Raw genomic sequence first — 15,806 nt, forward strand, 5'->3', positions numbered from 1 at the left:
GTCCGACGGGTGTTCAGTGACCGCGGGCGATCCAGGCCTCGAGGTCCGGGCGCTCGGTGCCGACGGTGGTGTCATCGCCGTGACCGGTGTGCACCACTGTCTCCGGCGGCAACGACAGCAGCTTGGTGCGGATCGACTCGATGATCGTGGGGAAGTCGCTGAAGGACCGCCCGGTCGCGCCGGGGCCGCCTTGGAAGAGCGTGTCGCCGGTGAACACGGCGCCCAGATCCGGGCAGTAGAAGCAACAGGCACCCGGCGCATGGCCGGGAGTGTGCAAGGTCTCGAGGCGCACGCCGCCCACCGTGACGACGTCACCGTCCGCGAGCTCACGATCCGGGGGGAACGGGTGCACCCGGTCCCACAGCACGCGGTCGTCCGGGTGCAGGTAGGAGGGGGCACCTGTGGCTGCGCACAGCTTGCCGACCGCGCCGATGTGGTCGTCGTGGGCATGGGTGAGCAGGACGGCCAGGACCCGGCGGCCACCGACCGCCGCCAGAACAGGTTCGGCGTCGTGGGCGGCGTCGATGATGACGCACTCCTCGTCGTCGCCGACCACCCAGACGTTGTTCTCGACGTCCCAGGTGCCGCCGTCGAGGCTGAAGGTGCCAGCGGTGACGACCCGGGTGCAGCGGACGTCGCTCACAGCGCGACCACCGAGCGCAGCACCTCGCCGCGGTGCATCTTCGCGAACGCCACTTCGACGTCCTTGAGACCGATGGTCTCGCTGACGAACTCCGAGAGCGGGAAGCGGCCCTGCTGGGCGAGGTCGACCAGCATCGGGAAGTCGCGGGAGGGAAGGCAGTCGCCGTACCAGGACGACTTCAACGTGCCTCCGCGACCGAAGACCTCGAGCAGCGGCAGGGTGATCTGCAGGTCCGGCGTCGGGACGCCGACCAGGACGACGGTGCCGGCGAGATCGCGGGCGTAGAACGCCTGCTCGTAGGTCTCCGGGCGACCCACGGCGTCGACGACCACGTCTGCGCCGAACCCGCCCGTGAGCCCTCGGACGGCCTCGACCGTGTCCTGCTGTCGGGCGTTGACGGTGTGGGTGGCACCGAACTTCTTGGCCCACTCCAGCTTCCGGTCGTCCACGTCCACGGCGATGATCGTGGTCGCCCCGGCGAGGTCCGCCCCGGCGATGGCGCCGTTGCCGACGCCTCCGCAGCCGATCACCGCGATCGAGTCGCCCCGGCTGACGCCGCCGGTGTTCACGGCAGCGCCGAATCCTGCCATCACGCCACAGCCGAGCAGGCCGGCGGCGTCAGCCGGCGCTTGCGGGTCCACCTTGGTGCACTGTCCGGCGGCGACCAGCGTCTTCTCGATGAACGCGCCGATGCCGAGGGCAGGGGAGAGCGGGGTGCCGTCAGTGAGGGTCATCGGCTGGGAGGCGTTGTGCGTGGCGAAGCAGTACTGGGGCTTGCCCTTGGCGCACGCCCGACACTGGCCGCACACCGCCCGCCAGTTGAGCACGACGAAGTCGCCGGGCGCCACCTCGGTGACACCGCTGCCGACCGCCTCCACCACGCCCGCGGCCTCATGCCCGAGCAGGAACGGGAACGCGTCGTTGATTCCCCCGTCGCGGTAGTGCATGTCGGTGTGGCACACGCCGCAGGCTTGCACCTGGACGACCGCCTCACCGGGCCCGGGGTCGGGCACCACGATGTCGACGAGCTCGACCGGTGCGCCCTTGCTGCGGGAGATGACTCCCTTGACGGTGGCAGGCATGGTTCTCCTTGCTGTTTCGTGTGGCTGGTCCGCGGCGGTGGCGGTCGGTCGCGCCGGTCAGCGGATCGGGCTCAGCGGAAGACGACGGTGTGGTTGCGGTCCAGCAGGACGCGATGCTCGCTGTGCCAGCGGATCGCTCGGGCGAGGACCTGCGCCTCGACGTCCCGGCCCGCGGCAGTCATCTCTGCGGGGTCCAGCGAGTGGTCGACTCTGACCACGTCCTGCTCGATGATCGGACCCTCGTCGAGGTCTGGCGTGACGTAGTGGGCGGTCGCCCCGACGAGCTTCACGCCGCGGGCATGCGCCTGGTGGTAAGGCTTGGCGCCCTTGAAGCTCGGCAGGAACGAGTGGTGGATGTTGATGGCGCGGCCTTCCAGCTTGCTGCACAGGTCGTTGGAGAGGACCTGCATGTAGCGCGCGAGGACGATGAGGTCGACGCCGTAGGTGTCCACGAGCTCCAGAAGCTGGGCCTCGGCTTCCGGCTTGGTCTCGTGCGTGACCGGAACGTGGTGGAAGGGGATGCCGTTGGTCTCGGCGACCGGCTCGAAGTCGCGGTGGTTGGACACGATCGCTGGGATCTCGATGTTCAGTGCGCCCGTCTGAGTACGGAACAGCAGGTCGTTCAGGCAGTGGCCGAAGCGGGAGACCATCAGCAGCGTGCGGGTCGGTGTGGCGACGTCGTGCAGCTGCCACGCCATGGAGAACTGGCTGGCGACGGGCGCGAAGTCTTGCCGCACCTGGTCGGCATCAGTCGCGTCGACACGGAACTGAACCCGCATGAAGAAGGTGTCGGTGAGCCGGTCGTCGAACTGCTGACTGGCGCTGATGTTGCCGCCGTGCTCCATCACGAACTGGCTGACGGCAAAGACGATGCCGGGTGCCTCGCGACAGGTCAGTGTGAGTACGTACTCATGGCCGGCAGGGGGACAGGGTGCCACGATGGTCCTCCTTTTGCGTAATACACAACGCAGTGGGCATTACGAAACAGCGTGCCCTGCCTGGGGCGGCGCGTCAAGAGGTTCCCGGCGCGGAATCTGGGCCTGTGCTTCGGCTGCGGGACGTGATGGTGGGTGACCCGGTCGTGCACCGGCGGACGAGGCTGGCTTGGCTTCTGCGGCCACACGGCGGCGTGCCCGGGGCCGACCGGTCCCGGGCACGCGCGATGAGGCCTCGACGCTCGTCAGCGCCTGGCGGTATCCAGCTCGACCGCGACCTGTTCGGCGAGCCACTGCCGCTCCTTGCGCTTGCGGAAGCGCTCCTCCCGCAGCAGAGCTTTGGCGCTCGCGATACACATCAGCACCATCACGATGCTGAACGGCAGCGCCAGCAGGATCGCCATGGTCTGGAGCGCCCCGAGCGGATTGGCGTCACCCCCGGCCGCAGTGCCGGCGAGCAGCAGCACCGCCGCGACCGCCCCCTCCAGGCACGCCCAGAGCACGCGGCTCCAGACCGGCGGGTTGGGGTTGCCGCCGGAGGCGAGCATGTCGACCACGAACGAGCCGGAGTCGGAGCTCGTGACGAAGAAGATGACGATGAGGAAGATCGCGACCACGCTGAGCACGACGGACAGCGACGGTGCGACGCTGTCGATCATCTGGAACAGCGCGGTGCTGGTCGCGACCGCGCCGTCCTCACCCACCAGGCCGCCGCCCCCGAAGAGCTCCTGGTACAGGGCGGTGCCGCCCATCACGGAGAACCACACGAAGGTGACGGTGGTCGGCACGAGGAGAACGCCGACGATGAACTCGCGGACCGTGCGGCCCTTGGAGATGCGTGCGATGAAGATACCGACGAACGGCGCCCAGCTCATCCACCAGCCCCAGTAGAACGTGGTCCACCAGCCCAGCCACTGCTTGCCGTCCTCCTCGAACGGCATGCCGTTGAAGGAGAGCCGGAAGAAGCCCTGGATGTAGGAACCGACCTGGGTGACCAGGTCGCTCAGGATGAACACCGTCGGGCCGACCACGAGCAGGACGACCACCAGGGCCCCCGCCGCCACCATGTTGATGTTCGACAGCCACTTGATGCCCTTGTCGATGCCCGTGGCCACCGAGACCACCGCGATCGCGGTGATGGCGATGATCAGGAAGACCAGCAGCAAGGTGCTCGGCTGGTCGATGACCCCGAGGAAGCCGAGGCCCGCCCCGATCTGGGTCACGCCGAGGCCCAGGGAGGTGGCGACGCCGAACAAGGTGCCCAGGACGGCGATCACATCGATGACGTCGCCCCAGAAGCCCTTCACACGATCGCCGAGCAGCGGCCGCAGCACCCATCGCAGGGAGATCGGGTTGCCCTTGCGGTGCACCGAGTAGGCGACGGCAAGGCCGACGACGACGTAGATCGCCCAGGCGTGCAGACCCCAGTGCAGGAACGTGACGTCCATCGCCGTCCTGGCTCGCTCGGCAGCGGTGTCGGCGGCCATCCCGGGCGGAGGTGCGGCGAAGTGGTTGAGCGGCTCGGCGACGCCCCAGAACACCAGGCCGATGCCCATACCGGCGGCGAAGAGCATCGCGAACCAGGAGCCGAGGGAGAAGGCGGGGGCGTCGCCGTCCTTGCCGAGCACGATGTTGCCCATGTGCGAGGCGGCGATCCAGATGGAGAAGAAGACGAACCCGGCGACGATGGCGATGTACCACCACGCGAGGTCCTGGACGACGGTGGTGTTCGCGGCGCCGATCCATTCACCGACCCGCTCGGGAGCGAGCGCGGTGACCGCGACGAAGACCACCAGGAGGCCGGCCGCCGGGAAGAAGACGCGGGGTGCCGGGATGAGCCTGTCCGTCCGTGGGGGCGGGGCTGCTGGCACCTCCGCCATCTCCGCCTCTGTCGTGGTGTCTGTCGGAGACGCTTGTCGCGTCTCCCGCGGAACCTCCGGGGTGGTTGTCATGCGATTGTCCCTTCGGATCGTCGTGTCAACGTTCCCGGGCCAACTGGCTCCCCGCCCCGGGATGCCCAGGACCATAGCGCCACGGTTGTGTGATCCGCAACACACTGCTTAAAGAGAAACAAGCATGTCACGCCGGCGGCGCCGGGTTCGGAGGGTGGGTGAGTCCTCGCGCCCGCACCGGACGCTTGCCAAGATCGAACAGGCCATCACACGCCGGATCGTGTCGTTGCGGCTGCGCAAGCGTCTGGGACCGGTCCGGCTGGCCGCACTCGCCGGTGTGGCGCCTTCGACCGCGCATGGGTGCTGGTGCGCTGCCGGCTCAACCGGATGTCTCACGTGGACCGGGCTACCGGCGAGCCAGTACGCCGCTACGAGGGCGACCACCCGGGATCGTCGCTGCACGTTGACGTCAAGAAAGGTCGGCAACATCCCCGACGGCGGCGGGTGGAGGTTCGTCGGCAAGGCCCAGGCCAACGGCGAGATCGAAGCCACACCGCCTGCGAGAACCGCCCACCGGTCACCAGATCGACCAACCTGTCAGGTCAGGACGACGAGCTCCGGTCGAGGTAGCCCATCCGGCGGCTGATCCTGGCACCCGCGGCCCTGAGGTCCTTCACCTGCGCCTTGATGCTCGCCGTGTCCATCCGGTAGGCCGGTCCGGAGATGCTGAGTGCGGCGACGACGGCCCCTGTGTGGTCGCGCAGCGGGACCGCGGCAGCATTGAGCCCCGTCTCGAGCTCCTCGTACGCCGTGGCGAACCCGTCTTCGTGAACCTGATGCAGCTGCTCCATCAGCGCCTCGCGGGCGCTGATGGTGTGCTCGGTGAACGCCTGGAGCCCGGTCTTGTCCAGGATTGCGTTGCACTGCTCCTCGCTCATGAACGCGAGCAGCACCTTTCCGCTCGAGGTCGCGTGCAGCGGAGTGAGGTGGCCCACCCAGTTGTGGGTGGCCACGGCGGCGGAGCCGAGGGCCTGGTGCACGTTGACTGCATAGTGCTCTCGCACGACGGCGACGTTGATCGTCTCGTCGAGTCGTGTGGCCAGGTCGTCCACGACGCCCCGCGCCTGGCGGACGACGTCGAGCCTGGTGGGGATGGCGCCGGCGAGGCGGAGCAGGCCGAAGCTGAGTCGGTACTTCCCGCGCTCGTAGTTCTGCTCGACCAGGTCGTGTTCCTCGAGAGCGGCGAGAAGGCGGAAGGCGGTCGACTTGTGCACGCCGACCTCGTCGGCGACCTCGCTGACACCGGCGCTGCCCTCGCGGGCCAAGATCTCCAAGACGGTGATCGCGCGGTCCACCGACTGAACGCCGCCGGAGGAGTCGCTGCGTCCGGCCGCACCGCGCTTCCTGGCCTGCGTCCCGTTTCTCATGACGCAACCCTACGTGAAGGGCTTCACTGCTCGGACCGTGAGGCGTGAGCGCAGACGCCCGTGCGCGACACCCGAACTCAGGCGAGCTCCGCGGCGCGCCCCTTGACATGCGGGGCTCTTCAAGGGGAGCCTGTTGCGTATCACGCGCTAGGTTGTGCTATTCGCGTCGAGGTGGGGGAGATGATCCGAGTGCGCCCGCTGCCCGCCGTCCCTCCGGGGGAGGTGCGGCGCGTCGAGGCTGAGCCGCCGATCGCCGTGTTCCACACCGAAGGTGGCGAGGTCTACGCAGACGACGGCAAGTCCACGTTCGCCCTTCGTACCGGGCACGTCGATGCACCGCCGGCCAAGAAGCCCGTTCGAACCCACGCCGTGGTGGTCGAGGACGACCGCGCCTACGTGGAGCTCTCGGACGAGACCCCGAACCTGCCTCCGGGGGTCTCGTGGGGATCGATGTCATGAGAACCCTCACGGTCGTCGGTGCCTCCTTGGCGGGCCTGTATGCGGCCCGAGCCCTGCGCCATCAGGGGTACGACGGCCGCCTGGTCGTCGTCGGGGAGGAGTCGCACCGGCCCTACGACCGGCCGCCGCTCTCGAAGGCATTCCTCGCCGGAAGGGTCGAGGCCGACGCCCTCGCTCTCGAGGACGTCGACGACGACCTCGACGCCGAGTGGCTGCTCGGCAGCGCCGCGACATCCCTCGACACCACCGCCCGCGAGGTCGTGCTCAGTGACGGCGCCCGGGTCCGCAGCGACGGGGTCGTGATCGCCACCGGCGCCCGGGCCCGTAGCATGCCTGCGGCCCGGTCGCTGGCGGGCGTGCATGTCCTGCGGACCCTCGACGACGCCCACAGGCTGCGGACCGACCTCGTTCCCGGCTGCAGGATCGTGGTCATCGGTGCCGGCTTCATCGGCGCCGAGGTCGCCTCGACCGCTCGCGCCCTCGGCCTGGAGGTGACCGTGGTCGAGGCGATGGCGACGCCGCTGGCCGGCCCCCTTGGCCCCGAGATGGGTGCCGTCGTCTCTGGTCTGCATGAGCAGCACGGCGTACGGCTGCTCTGCGGAACGGGAGTCAACCGCCTCGTCGGACGCGATCGGGTGACGGCTGTCGAGTTGACGGACGGCACCGTGCTGCCCAGCGACGTGGTGGTGGTCGGTATCGGTGCCGCGCCGAACGTCGAGTGGCTCACCGGGTCCGGCATCGCCATCGGCAGCGGGGTGAACTGTGACAACGAAGGCAGGACGACCATTCCTGGCGTCGTCGCCGTGGGTGACTGCGCTTCCTGGCACGACCCAGGTCTGGGCCGTTCACACCGGGTCGAGCACTGGACCGGCGCGCTCGAGCGTCCCGCGACCGCCGTCTCCGCCCTGCTGCGTGGCTCGGCCGACGCCCCCGACCTCACCAGGCCCACCAAAGCCCCGTACTTCTGGTCGGACCAGTACGACGTGCGCATCCAGTTCGCCGGCCACGCGGCACAGGCCGACTCCGTGACGGTCGAGGAAGGCTCGGTGGACAGTCGCAGCCTCCTGGCCGTCTACCGGCGCGGCGAGGCCCCGGTGGCGGTCTTGGCGATGAACCAGCCCCGCTTGTTCGGCCGGTGGCGTCGCCAGCTCAGCTCTGCCACCGTGCCCGCCTGATCCGTCGAACGACCCATCGATCCAGACCGCGACGAGGAGAACCGTGAGCTTCACCACTCAGATGGCCGCCCCGTCAGCGAGGGTGACGCCCGCAGGTCCCTTGTCGGCCGCTCAGGGTGATCGCTGCCTCGTGATGGGCATCGTCAACGTCACTCCCGACTCGTTCTCCGACGGTGGCCGGTTCGCTGACCACGACGCCGCCGTCGAGCACGGACTGCGCCTGGTTGCCGACGGCGCGGACATGGTCGACGTGGGCGGCGAGTCGACCCGGCCGGGGGCGTCCAGGGTGAGCCATGAGGAGGAGCTGCGCCGCGTGGTGCCGGTCGTGGAGGCGCTCGCTGGCGCGGGCGCCCAGGTCTCCGTCGACACCATGCGAGCAAGCGTCGCGGAGGCGGCCGTCGCCGCGGGCGCCGCCATCGTCAACGACGTCTCCGGAGGTCGGGCCGACCCTGCCATGCTGCCGTTCCTCGCCGACGTCGGCGTTCCTTGCGTCCTGATGCACTGGCGTGCCCACTCGACGATCATGGCCCAGCACGCCACCTACGGCTGCGTCGTCGAGGAGGTCCGCACCGAGCTGGCGCAACGCTGCGAGGCGGCGCTGTCGGCCGGTGTCCGCCAGGACCGCATCATCCTCGACCCGGGGCTCGGGTTCGCCAAGACCGTCGAGCACAGCTGGTCGGTTCTCGCCGCGCTACCGAGGCTCCTCACGTTGGGGTTCCCGCTGCTCGTCGGTGCCTCGCGCAAGAGGTTCCTCGCCGAGTGCGTGGACTACGGGGGCCTGGACGGCACCCAGCCCGAGCACCGCGACGACGTGTCCGCGGCGGCCGCGACCCTGGCCGCCGCTGCCGGCGCCTGGGGGGTCCGTGTCCACGCCGTGACGCCGGCTGTGGCGGCCAGTCGATTCGTCAGTCGGCTTCGGGCAGCGATGCCCCCGGCTGCGCAGCTCGGCGCCATCGGCACCCCTGCATGCGGGCCCGTGGGCGCAGGGCGACGCGGGGAGTAAGCCATGCTCCACCGAAGGCGCGTCGCCGTCCTGCACCGTCTCCTCACCCACGCGCGCTACGAGATCCTGCCCACGGAGACGATCGAGGGCATCGTCGCCGACCATCTACCGCTCGGTCGTACGCTGACCGTGACCGCCTCGCCCAGCAAGGGACTGGAAGCGACGCTCGCCCTGACCGAGCGGCTGGCCGCCCGCGGCTACGACGTCGTGCCCCACCTGGCGGCCCGCATGGTCTCCGGTCCGGCGGAGCTGAGCGAGATCCTCGGGCGAATGGAGCAGGCCGGCATCACGACGGTGTTCATACCGGCGGGCGACGCCGATCCACCGGCCGGACCCTACACAGGAGCGCTGGACCTGCTGGAGGACGTCGTCGGACTGGGCAACCCCTTCACGCAGATCGGGATCACCGGCTACCCCGAGTCGCATCCGACCATCCGCGACGACGTCACCATCCAGACGATGTGGGACAAGCGCCGGTACGCCACCCAGATCGTCAGCAACCTGACGTTCGACCCGCGCGTGCTCGGTTCGTGGGTGCGCCGGGTGCGGGACCGCGACGTGACGACGCCGATCCTCATCGGTCTGCCGGGACCGGTCGAGCGTGCCAAGCTGCTCGCGATGGCGACGAAGATCGGGGTGGGGGAGTCGACCAAGTTCCTCGCCAAGAATCGAGGGGTCTTCGCCAGGATCGCCGCGCCGGGAGGCTACGACCCGCTGCGCTTCCTCGGCCGGGCTGTGGACGCCCTCGGTGCGGACGACATGAACGTCCTCGGGCTGCACGTCTTCACCTTCAACCAGGTCGCGGTGACCGAGGCGTGGCGTCAGCAGCAGCTGGCGCGCCTGGAGCGTTCTGGGGACCTCGTGCGGGACGCGGTCGTGACCACCAGCCCGTCCCTCGCCGCCGGAGACACCGATGCTGAGCACCAGCGGGCAGTTCTTCGACCGAGTGGCGCGTCAGCAGCCTGCCCTTGACACAGCGTTGCCTGAGGCCTTCGCAAAGCCGGGACCGTGACCAGATCGTGACGAAGAGGCCCGGCCACGCGACGACGATCGTGCCCGTCATGGACGGCGCGGCCGCGGGCCGGTCGGGGCGGCTATCCTGACCTTCGTCCCGGCACCCGAAATCGAAGGTGGACCTGTGCCTGCCCACGCCCCGGCGCCCGACCCGTCCCCAGCCGCCCCCCGCCCGCTGCGGGTCGCCCTGCTCGGCTGCGGTGTCGTCGGTACGCAGGTGGCCCGTGTCCTCCTCGAGCACCCGGACGACCTGGCCGCGCGGGCCGGCGCGCCGCTCGAGCTCGTCGGGATCGCCGTGCGCGACACCACGACGCCGCGCGACGGCGTACCGCCCGAGCTGCTCACGGACGATGCCGCGTCGCTCGTGACGCGTGCCGACCTGGTCGTCGAGGTCATGGGCGGCATCGAGCCGGCCCGGACTCTCATCCTCAGCGCGATCGAGCACGGCGCGAGCGTCGTGACGGCGAACAAGGCGCTCCTCGCCGAGCAGGGACCGGTCCTGTTCGAGGCGGCCGACGCCGCGGGCGTCGACCTGTCCTTCGAGGCCGCCGTGGCGGGCGCGATCCCGATCGTGCGGCCGGTGCGCGAGTCGCTCGCCGGCGACCACGTCACCCGCGTGCTCGGCATCGTCAACGGGACCACCAACTACGTGCTCGACGAGATGGCGACCCAGGGGCTGGGGCTCGACAAGGCCGTGCAGCAGGCCCAGGAGCTCGGGTACGCCGAGGCCGACCCGACGGCCGACGTCGACGGGTTCGACGCCGCGGCCAAGGCGGCGATCCTCGCGTCGCTGGCGTTCCACACGCGCGTCTCCATCGACCAGGTCGCTCGCGAGGGCATCCGCTCCATCACCACCGACGACGTCGAGTGGGCCCGCCGCAGCGGCTACGTGCTGAAGCTGCTCGCCATTGCCGAGCGGACCGCGGAGGGCGTGGCCGCCCGGGTGCACCCTGCCCTCGTTCCGACCGACCACCCGCTGGCCGCCGTGCGGGGCGCCTTCAACGCCGTCTTCGTGGAGGCCGAGGCCGCCGGGCCGCTGATGTTCTACGGCCAGGGTGCCGGCGGGCGTCCGACGTCGTCCGCGGTGCTCGGCGACCTCGTGTCCGCCGCGCGCGACCGGCTGGTCGGCGGCAAGGGGCCGCGCGAGTCGGCCTACGCCTCGCTGCCGGTCCTGGCTGCCGACGCCGCCGTGACGCGGTACCAGGTCCGCCTCGAGGTGGCGGACCGGACCGGCGTGCTCGCCCAGGTGGCGGGGGTGCTCGCCGACCACGGCGTCTCCATCGACACGGTCCGGCAGAGCGAGGCGCTGACCGCGTCGTTCGAGGCGGAGCCCGCCTCCGAGCCGGCGGCCGAGGCCGAGCCCGAGGAGACCGAGCCCCTCGCGCGCCTGGTCATCACCACCCACGCGGCGCGCGAGGCCTCGCTGGCCGCGACCGTCGCGGCCCTGGACGGGCTCGATCCCGTCCGCCAGATCACGTCCGTCCTGCGAGTCGAGGGAGTCTGAGAATGCCGGCACACCAGTGGCGGGGTGTCATCGCCGAGTACGCCGACCGCCTGCCGGCCCACGTCGCCGAGAAGATCGTCACCCTGGGCGAGGGCGGCACGCCGCTCGTCGAAGCCCCGGCGCTCTCGGAGCGGACCGGCGCCGAGGTCTACGTCAAGGTCGAGGGCATGAACCCGACCGGCTCCTTCAAGGACCGGGGCATGACCACAGCCATGTCTGCGGCGGCCGGCCGCGGCGCCCAGGTCGTGGTGTGCGCCTCGACCGGCAACACCTCGGCGTCGGCGGCCGCGTACGCGACGCGTGCGGGGATGACCTGCGCCGTGCTCGTCCCGGACGGCAAGATCGCCATGGGCAAGCTGAGCCAGGCGATCGCCCACGGTGCCCGCCTGCTCCAGGTGGACGGGAACTTCGATGACTGCCTCGTCGTGGCGCGCAAGCTCGCGGAGGCCTACCCGGTCGAGCTCGTGAACTCGGTGAACCCGGACCGCATCGAGGGGCAGAAGACGGGAGCGTTCGAGGTCGTCGACGCGCTCGGCGACGCCCCGGACATCCACGCGCTGCCTGTGGGCAACGCCGGGAACATCACGGCGTACTGGAAGGGCTACCGCGAGTACGCGGGGATCTCGACCAGCGACGAGGGCCCGGGGGCGGCTCCTGAGGCTGTCGTGTCGCGAACCCCGGCGATGTGGGGGTTCCAGGCGGCGGGGGCGGCCCCGATCGTCAAGGGCCACCCGGTGGACCCCGAGACGATCGCCACCGCGATCCGGATCGGCAACCCGGCGTCCTGGGCTCAGGCCGAGGCGGCCCGCGACGACTCCGGGGGCGTCATCGAGGCCGTGTCGGACGACGAGATCCTCGCGGCGCACCGGCTCCTGTCGGCCGACGTGGGCGTCTTCGTCGAGCCGGCCTCGGCGGCCGGCGTCGCCGGCGTCCTCTCCCGAGCGGAGCGGGGCCTGGTTCCTGCCGGGGCGCGGATCGTCGTCACCGTCACCGGCCACGGGCTGAAGGACCCGCAGTGGGCGTTGCGCACGCTCGACGGCGGTGAGGTCACGCCGACCCGCGTCACGGCCGACGTCGTGTCCGTCGCCGACGCGCTCGGGCTGGAGTGACATGAGGCTCGGCACCGACCACGTGGTCGTCCGGGTCCCCGCCACGAGCGCGAACCTCGGGCCCGGCTTCGACGCCATGGGGCTCGCTCTCGGGGTGCACGACGAGATCGAGGTGCAGCTGGTCGCGAGCGACGACGTCCGGGTGGAGGTCATCGGCGAGGGTGCGGGCGAGGTGCCCGACGGCGCCGACCACCTGGTGGTGCGGGCGCTGCAGCACACGCTCGAGCTGGCGGGAGCGCCGCTGACCGGGGTCCACCTGCGGTGCACGAACCAGATCCCGCACGGCCGTGGTCTGGGCTCGTCCGCGGCGGCGGTCGTCTCGGGCGTCGTCGCGGCCCGCGGGCTGCTGGCCGACCCGCACGCTCTGGACGCCCGGACCATGCTGGGCATCGCCACGGAGTTCGAGGGGCACCCCGACAACGCGGCGCCCGCGCTACGGGGCGGGGCGACCCTGGCCTGGGCCGGTCACGACGGTCCGCGGGCGGTGGACCTCGAGGTCGACCCCAGGATCCACGCGACGGTGCTCGTCCCGGACGTGCGCCTTGCCACGAGCCGGGCGCGTGGCGTGCTGCCCGAGCAGGTGCCGCACGCGGACGCCGCGTTCACCGCGGGGCGTGCCGCGCTGCTGGTCGAGGCGCTCGCGCGCCGACCGGAGCTGTTGCTGGACGCGACGGAGGACCGGCTCCACCAGGACTACCGGGCAGAGGTCATGTCGGCGACGGCCGAGCTCGTCCGCTCGCTGCGGGCCGCGGGCCTGGCGGCTGCCGTCTCAGGTGCCGGGCCGTCGGTCCTCGTGCTCACGACGCAGGAGCAGCGGCCGATGCTCGACGACCTGGTCGGCGAGCTCCTGGGCGACCTCGCGGGCAGCGCCTCGGGCTGGCACGTCGGTCACCCGGTGATCGACACGACCGGGGCGACATGTCGGAGCGTCGCGCGAAAGTGATAGCATGAAGCAAGCCTTCAGGTTCGACCACGACGGCACCCACCCCACTCTGCGCCGTGCGACTACGCGCGTCGTCGCAGTCAGCGGAGTGCCAGGGCGCAGGGGTAGCTCCATCGCCACCGACGTCCCGTGCAGAAGGCCGACAGCAACCCCGTCAGCCGACGTCGTCGTACCACTGACGTGAGGTTCCGCGTCCTGGCGCCCCCTGCGCCCGGACGCCCACCACCCCGGTCCGCGCGGATAAAACCGCCGGACCGCATACGAGGGGGAAGGGTCCTTCGTGACGAACACCACCGACAACCTGAGCTCGATGAAGCTTGCCGAGCTCCAGGCACTGGCGTCCCAGCTGGGCGTCAAGGGCACGAGCCGCATGCGCAAGGGAGACCTTGCCGAGACGATCCGCGCCAAGCGAGATGGCGCATCGGGCTCGCAGTCCGCGCCTGCCGCCGAGAAGCGTCCCGCCCAGAAGCGTCGATCCGCCGAGGGCGAGGCCCCGGCGACCGTCGAGCAGGCCTCCGCCGCTCCGGTCGCCGCGGCGTCGACCGGTACGCCGACGGTGCGCACCGACGCACCTGCCGACGGGCAGCGCCGTCAGCGCCGCGCCACGCGTCCGATCGGCTCGTCGGCCGATGCCGCCCAGAGCACCGCACGTTCGGGCGAGTCGTCCGGTGAGAGCAGCGCGGACCGTGAGGCTCGGCTCGCCGAGCTGGCCGACGCCGTCGCCGCGCCGCGCGAGCGGGGCCAGCGCCAGCGGGGCGACCGCCAGTCCGGCCAGAGCAGCAACCAGGGCGGACAGGGCGGACAGAGCACGCAGAACGCGGGGAAGGGCTCCGACCAGAGCATCGACACCGACGATCGCGGCCAGGGCGACCGGCAGCGCGGCGACCAGCAGGACCGCAACGGTTCGCGGCGCCGTCGGGGGCGTGACCGCGGTCGTGACCGCAAGCGCAACCGCAGCACCGGTCGCGGCGGGAACGCTCCCGAGCTGGGCCCCGAGGAGGTCGAGGTCCGCGAGGACGACGTCCTGATCCCGGTCGCGGGCATCCTCGACATCCTCGACAACTACGCCTTCGTGCGCACGAGCGGCTACCTGCCCGGCCCGAAGGACGTCTACGTCTCGCTGAACCAGGTCCGGAAGTCCGGCCTGCGTCGTGGTGACGCCGTCGTCGGGGCGATCCGCCAGCCGCGCGAGGGCGAGGAGCCGCCCACCGGCGGCAGCCAGAGCGGCAAGAACGTCCGGAGCAAGTTCTCCGCGCTCGTGCGGCTGGACACCGTCAACGGCATGACGCCCGACGAGGCGCGCCAGCGGCCGGAGTTCACCAAGCTCACGCCGCTGTACCCGCAGGACCGCCTGCGGCTGGAGAACCCGGAGGCGACCCGTCTCACGCCGCGCGTGATCGACATCGTCGCCCCGATCGGCAAGGGTCAGCGCGGCCTCATCGTCTCGCCTCCCAAGGCCGGCAAGACGATCATCATGCAGCAGATCGCCAACGCGATCACCGCCAACAACCCCGAGGTCCACCTCATGGTGGTGCTCGTGGACGAGCGGCCCGAAGAGGTCACCGACATGGAGCGGACGGTCAAGGGCGAGGTCATCGCCTCGACGTTCGACCGCCCGGCCTCGGACCACACGATCGTGGCGGAGCTCGCGATCGAGCGGGCCAAGCGTCTCGTCGAGCTGGGTCAGGACGTCGTCGTGCTGCTCGACTCCATCACCCGCCTGTCGCGTGCGTACAACCTGGCCGCCCCGGCGTCGGGCCGCATCCTGTCCGGTGGTGTGGACGCCGCGGCGCTCTACCCGCCCAAGCGGTTCTTCGGCGCGGCCCGCAACATCGAGGAGGGCGGCTCGCTGACCATCCTCGGTTCCGCGCTGGTCGAGACGGGCTCGAAGATGGACGAGGTGATCTTCGAGGAGTTCAAGGGCACGGGCAACATGGAGCTGCACCTGTCCCGCAACCTCGCGAACAAGCGGATCTTCCCGGCGGTGGACGTCAACGGGTCCGGCACGCGCCGCGAGGAGATCCTGCTGTCGAAGGACGAGCTCGGCATCGTCTACAAGCTGCGCCGGGTCATGGGTGCGCTGGACCAGCAGCAGGCGATCGAGCTCCTGCTGGGCCAGCTCAGGAAGTCCAAGACCAACGTCGAGTTCCTGCTGCACGTGCAGAAGACGACGCCGGCGGGGCTCTCGGACGGCGATCCGGGCGACACGATCTGACGTCACGAGCGGGGACCCGAGGGGGCCCCGAGCGGGAATACCCGAGTGGGAATACACCAGGCGCTCACGCGTTCTGGCACAATGGTTCGTCGGCCTGCCGGTTCACGGCCCGCTGTCCTGCGGGGCGACCCGGCGGCATCACACCAAGGAGCATCATGAAGTCCGGTATCCACCCCGAGTACGTCACCACCGAGGTGACCTGTACCTGCGGCAACACGTTCACGACGCGCAGCACCGAGAAGTCCGGCAAGATCGCCGCCGACGTGTGCAGCGCCTGCCACCCGTTCTACACGGGCAAGCAGAAGATCCTCGACACCGGTGGCCGCGTCGCCCGGTTCCAGGCTCGGTACGGCAAGAAGTAGCACCCCCGCAGCGCCGGTGGTCCGCCCGACAACCTCTCCAGGG

Annotated in this window: 14 protein-coding genes and 1 pseudogene; 10 read left to right on the forward strand and 5 right to left on the reverse strand. The window is 70.7% G+C overall.

The window, feature by feature from the left end; all coding sequences use genetic code 11:
- Positions 1–13: 13 nt before the first annotated feature.
- From PZC42_RS08395 to PZC42_RS08410, 4 genes are all read right to left on the reverse strand, one after another.
- Positions 14–643 carry an MBL fold metallo-hydrolase gene (locus PZC42_RS08395; RefSeq protein WP_277209919.1) on the reverse strand — a complete coding sequence of 210 codons (630 nt, stop codon included), beginning with the start codon at positions 641–643 and terminating at the stop codon, positions 14–16.
- The gene (locus PZC42_RS08400) at positions 640–1,725 is read right to left on the reverse strand and encodes an S-(hydroxymethyl)mycothiol dehydrogenase (protein WP_277209921.1); all 1,086 of its coding nucleotides are present in this window, start codon (positions 1,723–1,725) and stop codon (positions 640–642) included. The genes PZC42_RS08395 and PZC42_RS08400 overlap by 4 nt, the downstream gene beginning before the upstream one ends.
- Before the next feature lie 71 nt (positions 1,726–1,796).
- Positions 1,797–2,666 (reverse strand): formyltetrahydrofolate deformylase, encoded by an 870-nt coding sequence (purU, locus tag PZC42_RS08405; protein ID WP_438802937.1) that lies wholly within the window; start codon positions 2,664–2,666, stop codon positions 1,797–1,799.
- 239 nt (positions 2,667–2,905) lie between these two features.
- On the reverse strand, positions 2,906–4,612 hold the full coding sequence (locus tag PZC42_RS08410; RefSeq protein ID WP_277209925.1) for a BCCT family transporter: 1,707 nt from the start codon (positions 4,610–4,612) through the stop codon (positions 2,906–2,908).
- Between the two features lie 163 nt (positions 4,613–4,775).
- Here PZC42_RS08410 and PZC42_RS08415 point away from each other — a divergent pair.
- Positions 4,776–5,135 (forward strand): annotated as a pseudogene (locus tag PZC42_RS08415) (IS481 family transposase); the annotation flags it as partial.
- A gap of 19 nt (positions 5,136–5,154) precedes the next feature.
- Here the strand turns inward: PZC42_RS08415 and PZC42_RS08420 are convergent.
- Positions 5,155–5,979 (reverse strand): IclR family transcriptional regulator, encoded by an 825-nt coding sequence (locus PZC42_RS08420; protein WP_277209927.1) that lies wholly within the window; start codon positions 5,977–5,979, stop codon positions 5,155–5,157.
- Positions 5,980–6,159: 180 nt separating this feature from the next.
- On the opposite strand from PZC42_RS08420, the gene PZC42_RS08425 reads away from it, so the two are divergent.
- From PZC42_RS08425 to rpmE, 9 genes are all read left to right on the forward strand, one after another.
- Positions 6,160–6,438 carry a Rieske (2Fe-2S) protein gene (locus tag PZC42_RS08425; protein ID WP_277209929.1) on the forward strand — a complete coding sequence of 93 codons (279 nt, stop codon included), beginning with the start codon at positions 6,160–6,162 and terminating at the stop codon, positions 6,436–6,438.
- Positions 6,435–7,613: an NAD(P)/FAD-dependent oxidoreductase gene (locus tag PZC42_RS08430; protein ID WP_277209931.1), complete on the forward strand. Its 1,179-nt coding sequence runs from the start codon at positions 6,435–6,437 to the stop codon at positions 7,611–7,613. Before PZC42_RS08425 ends, PZC42_RS08430 begins: the two co-directional genes overlap by 4 nt.
- A 43-nt stretch (positions 7,614–7,656) precedes the next feature.
- Positions 7,657–8,616 carry a dihydropteroate synthase gene (folP, locus tag PZC42_RS08435; protein WP_308199832.1) on the forward strand — a complete coding sequence of 320 codons (960 nt, stop codon included), beginning with the start codon at positions 7,657–7,659 and terminating at the stop codon, positions 8,614–8,616.
- 3 nt (positions 8,617–8,619) lie between these two features.
- Complete coding sequence (locus tag PZC42_RS08440) at positions 8,620–9,588, forward strand: methylenetetrahydrofolate reductase (RefSeq protein WP_277209933.1); 969 nt, start codon at positions 8,620–8,622, stop codon at positions 9,586–9,588.
- A 166-nt stretch (positions 9,589–9,754) separates the two neighbouring features.
- Complete coding sequence (locus PZC42_RS08445) at positions 9,755–11,134, forward strand: homoserine dehydrogenase (protein ID WP_277209935.1); 1,380 nt, start codon at positions 9,755–9,757, stop codon at positions 11,132–11,134.
- Positions 11,135–11,136: 2 nt separating this feature from the next.
- Positions 11,137–12,243 (forward strand): threonine synthase, encoded by a 1,107-nt coding sequence (thrC, locus tag PZC42_RS08450; RefSeq protein ID WP_277209937.1) that lies wholly within the window; start codon positions 11,137–11,139, stop codon positions 12,241–12,243.
- 1 nt (position 12,244) lies between these two features.
- The gene (gene thrB / locus PZC42_RS08455) at positions 12,245–13,186 is read left to right on the forward strand and encodes a homoserine kinase (RefSeq protein WP_277209939.1); all 942 of its coding nucleotides are present in this window, start codon (positions 12,245–12,247) and stop codon (positions 13,184–13,186) included.
- A gap of 280 nt (positions 13,187–13,466) precedes the next feature.
- On the forward strand, positions 13,467–15,401 hold the full coding sequence (gene rho / locus PZC42_RS08460; protein ID WP_277209941.1) for a transcription termination factor Rho: 1,935 nt from the start codon (positions 13,467–13,469) through the stop codon (positions 15,399–15,401).
- A gap of 155 nt (positions 15,402–15,556) precedes the next feature.
- Positions 15,557–15,763, forward strand: coding sequence for a 50S ribosomal protein L31 (gene rpmE, locus PZC42_RS08465; protein ID WP_277209943.1), 207 nt, complete (start codon positions 15,557–15,559; stop codon positions 15,761–15,763).
- Positions 15,764–15,806: the final 43 nt, after the last annotated feature.

Origin of the sequence: Isoptericola croceus (assembly GCF_029382255.1) — a bacterium.
Lineage (GTDB): Bacteria > Actinomycetota > Actinomycetes > Actinomycetales > Cellulomonadaceae > Isoptericola > Isoptericola croceus.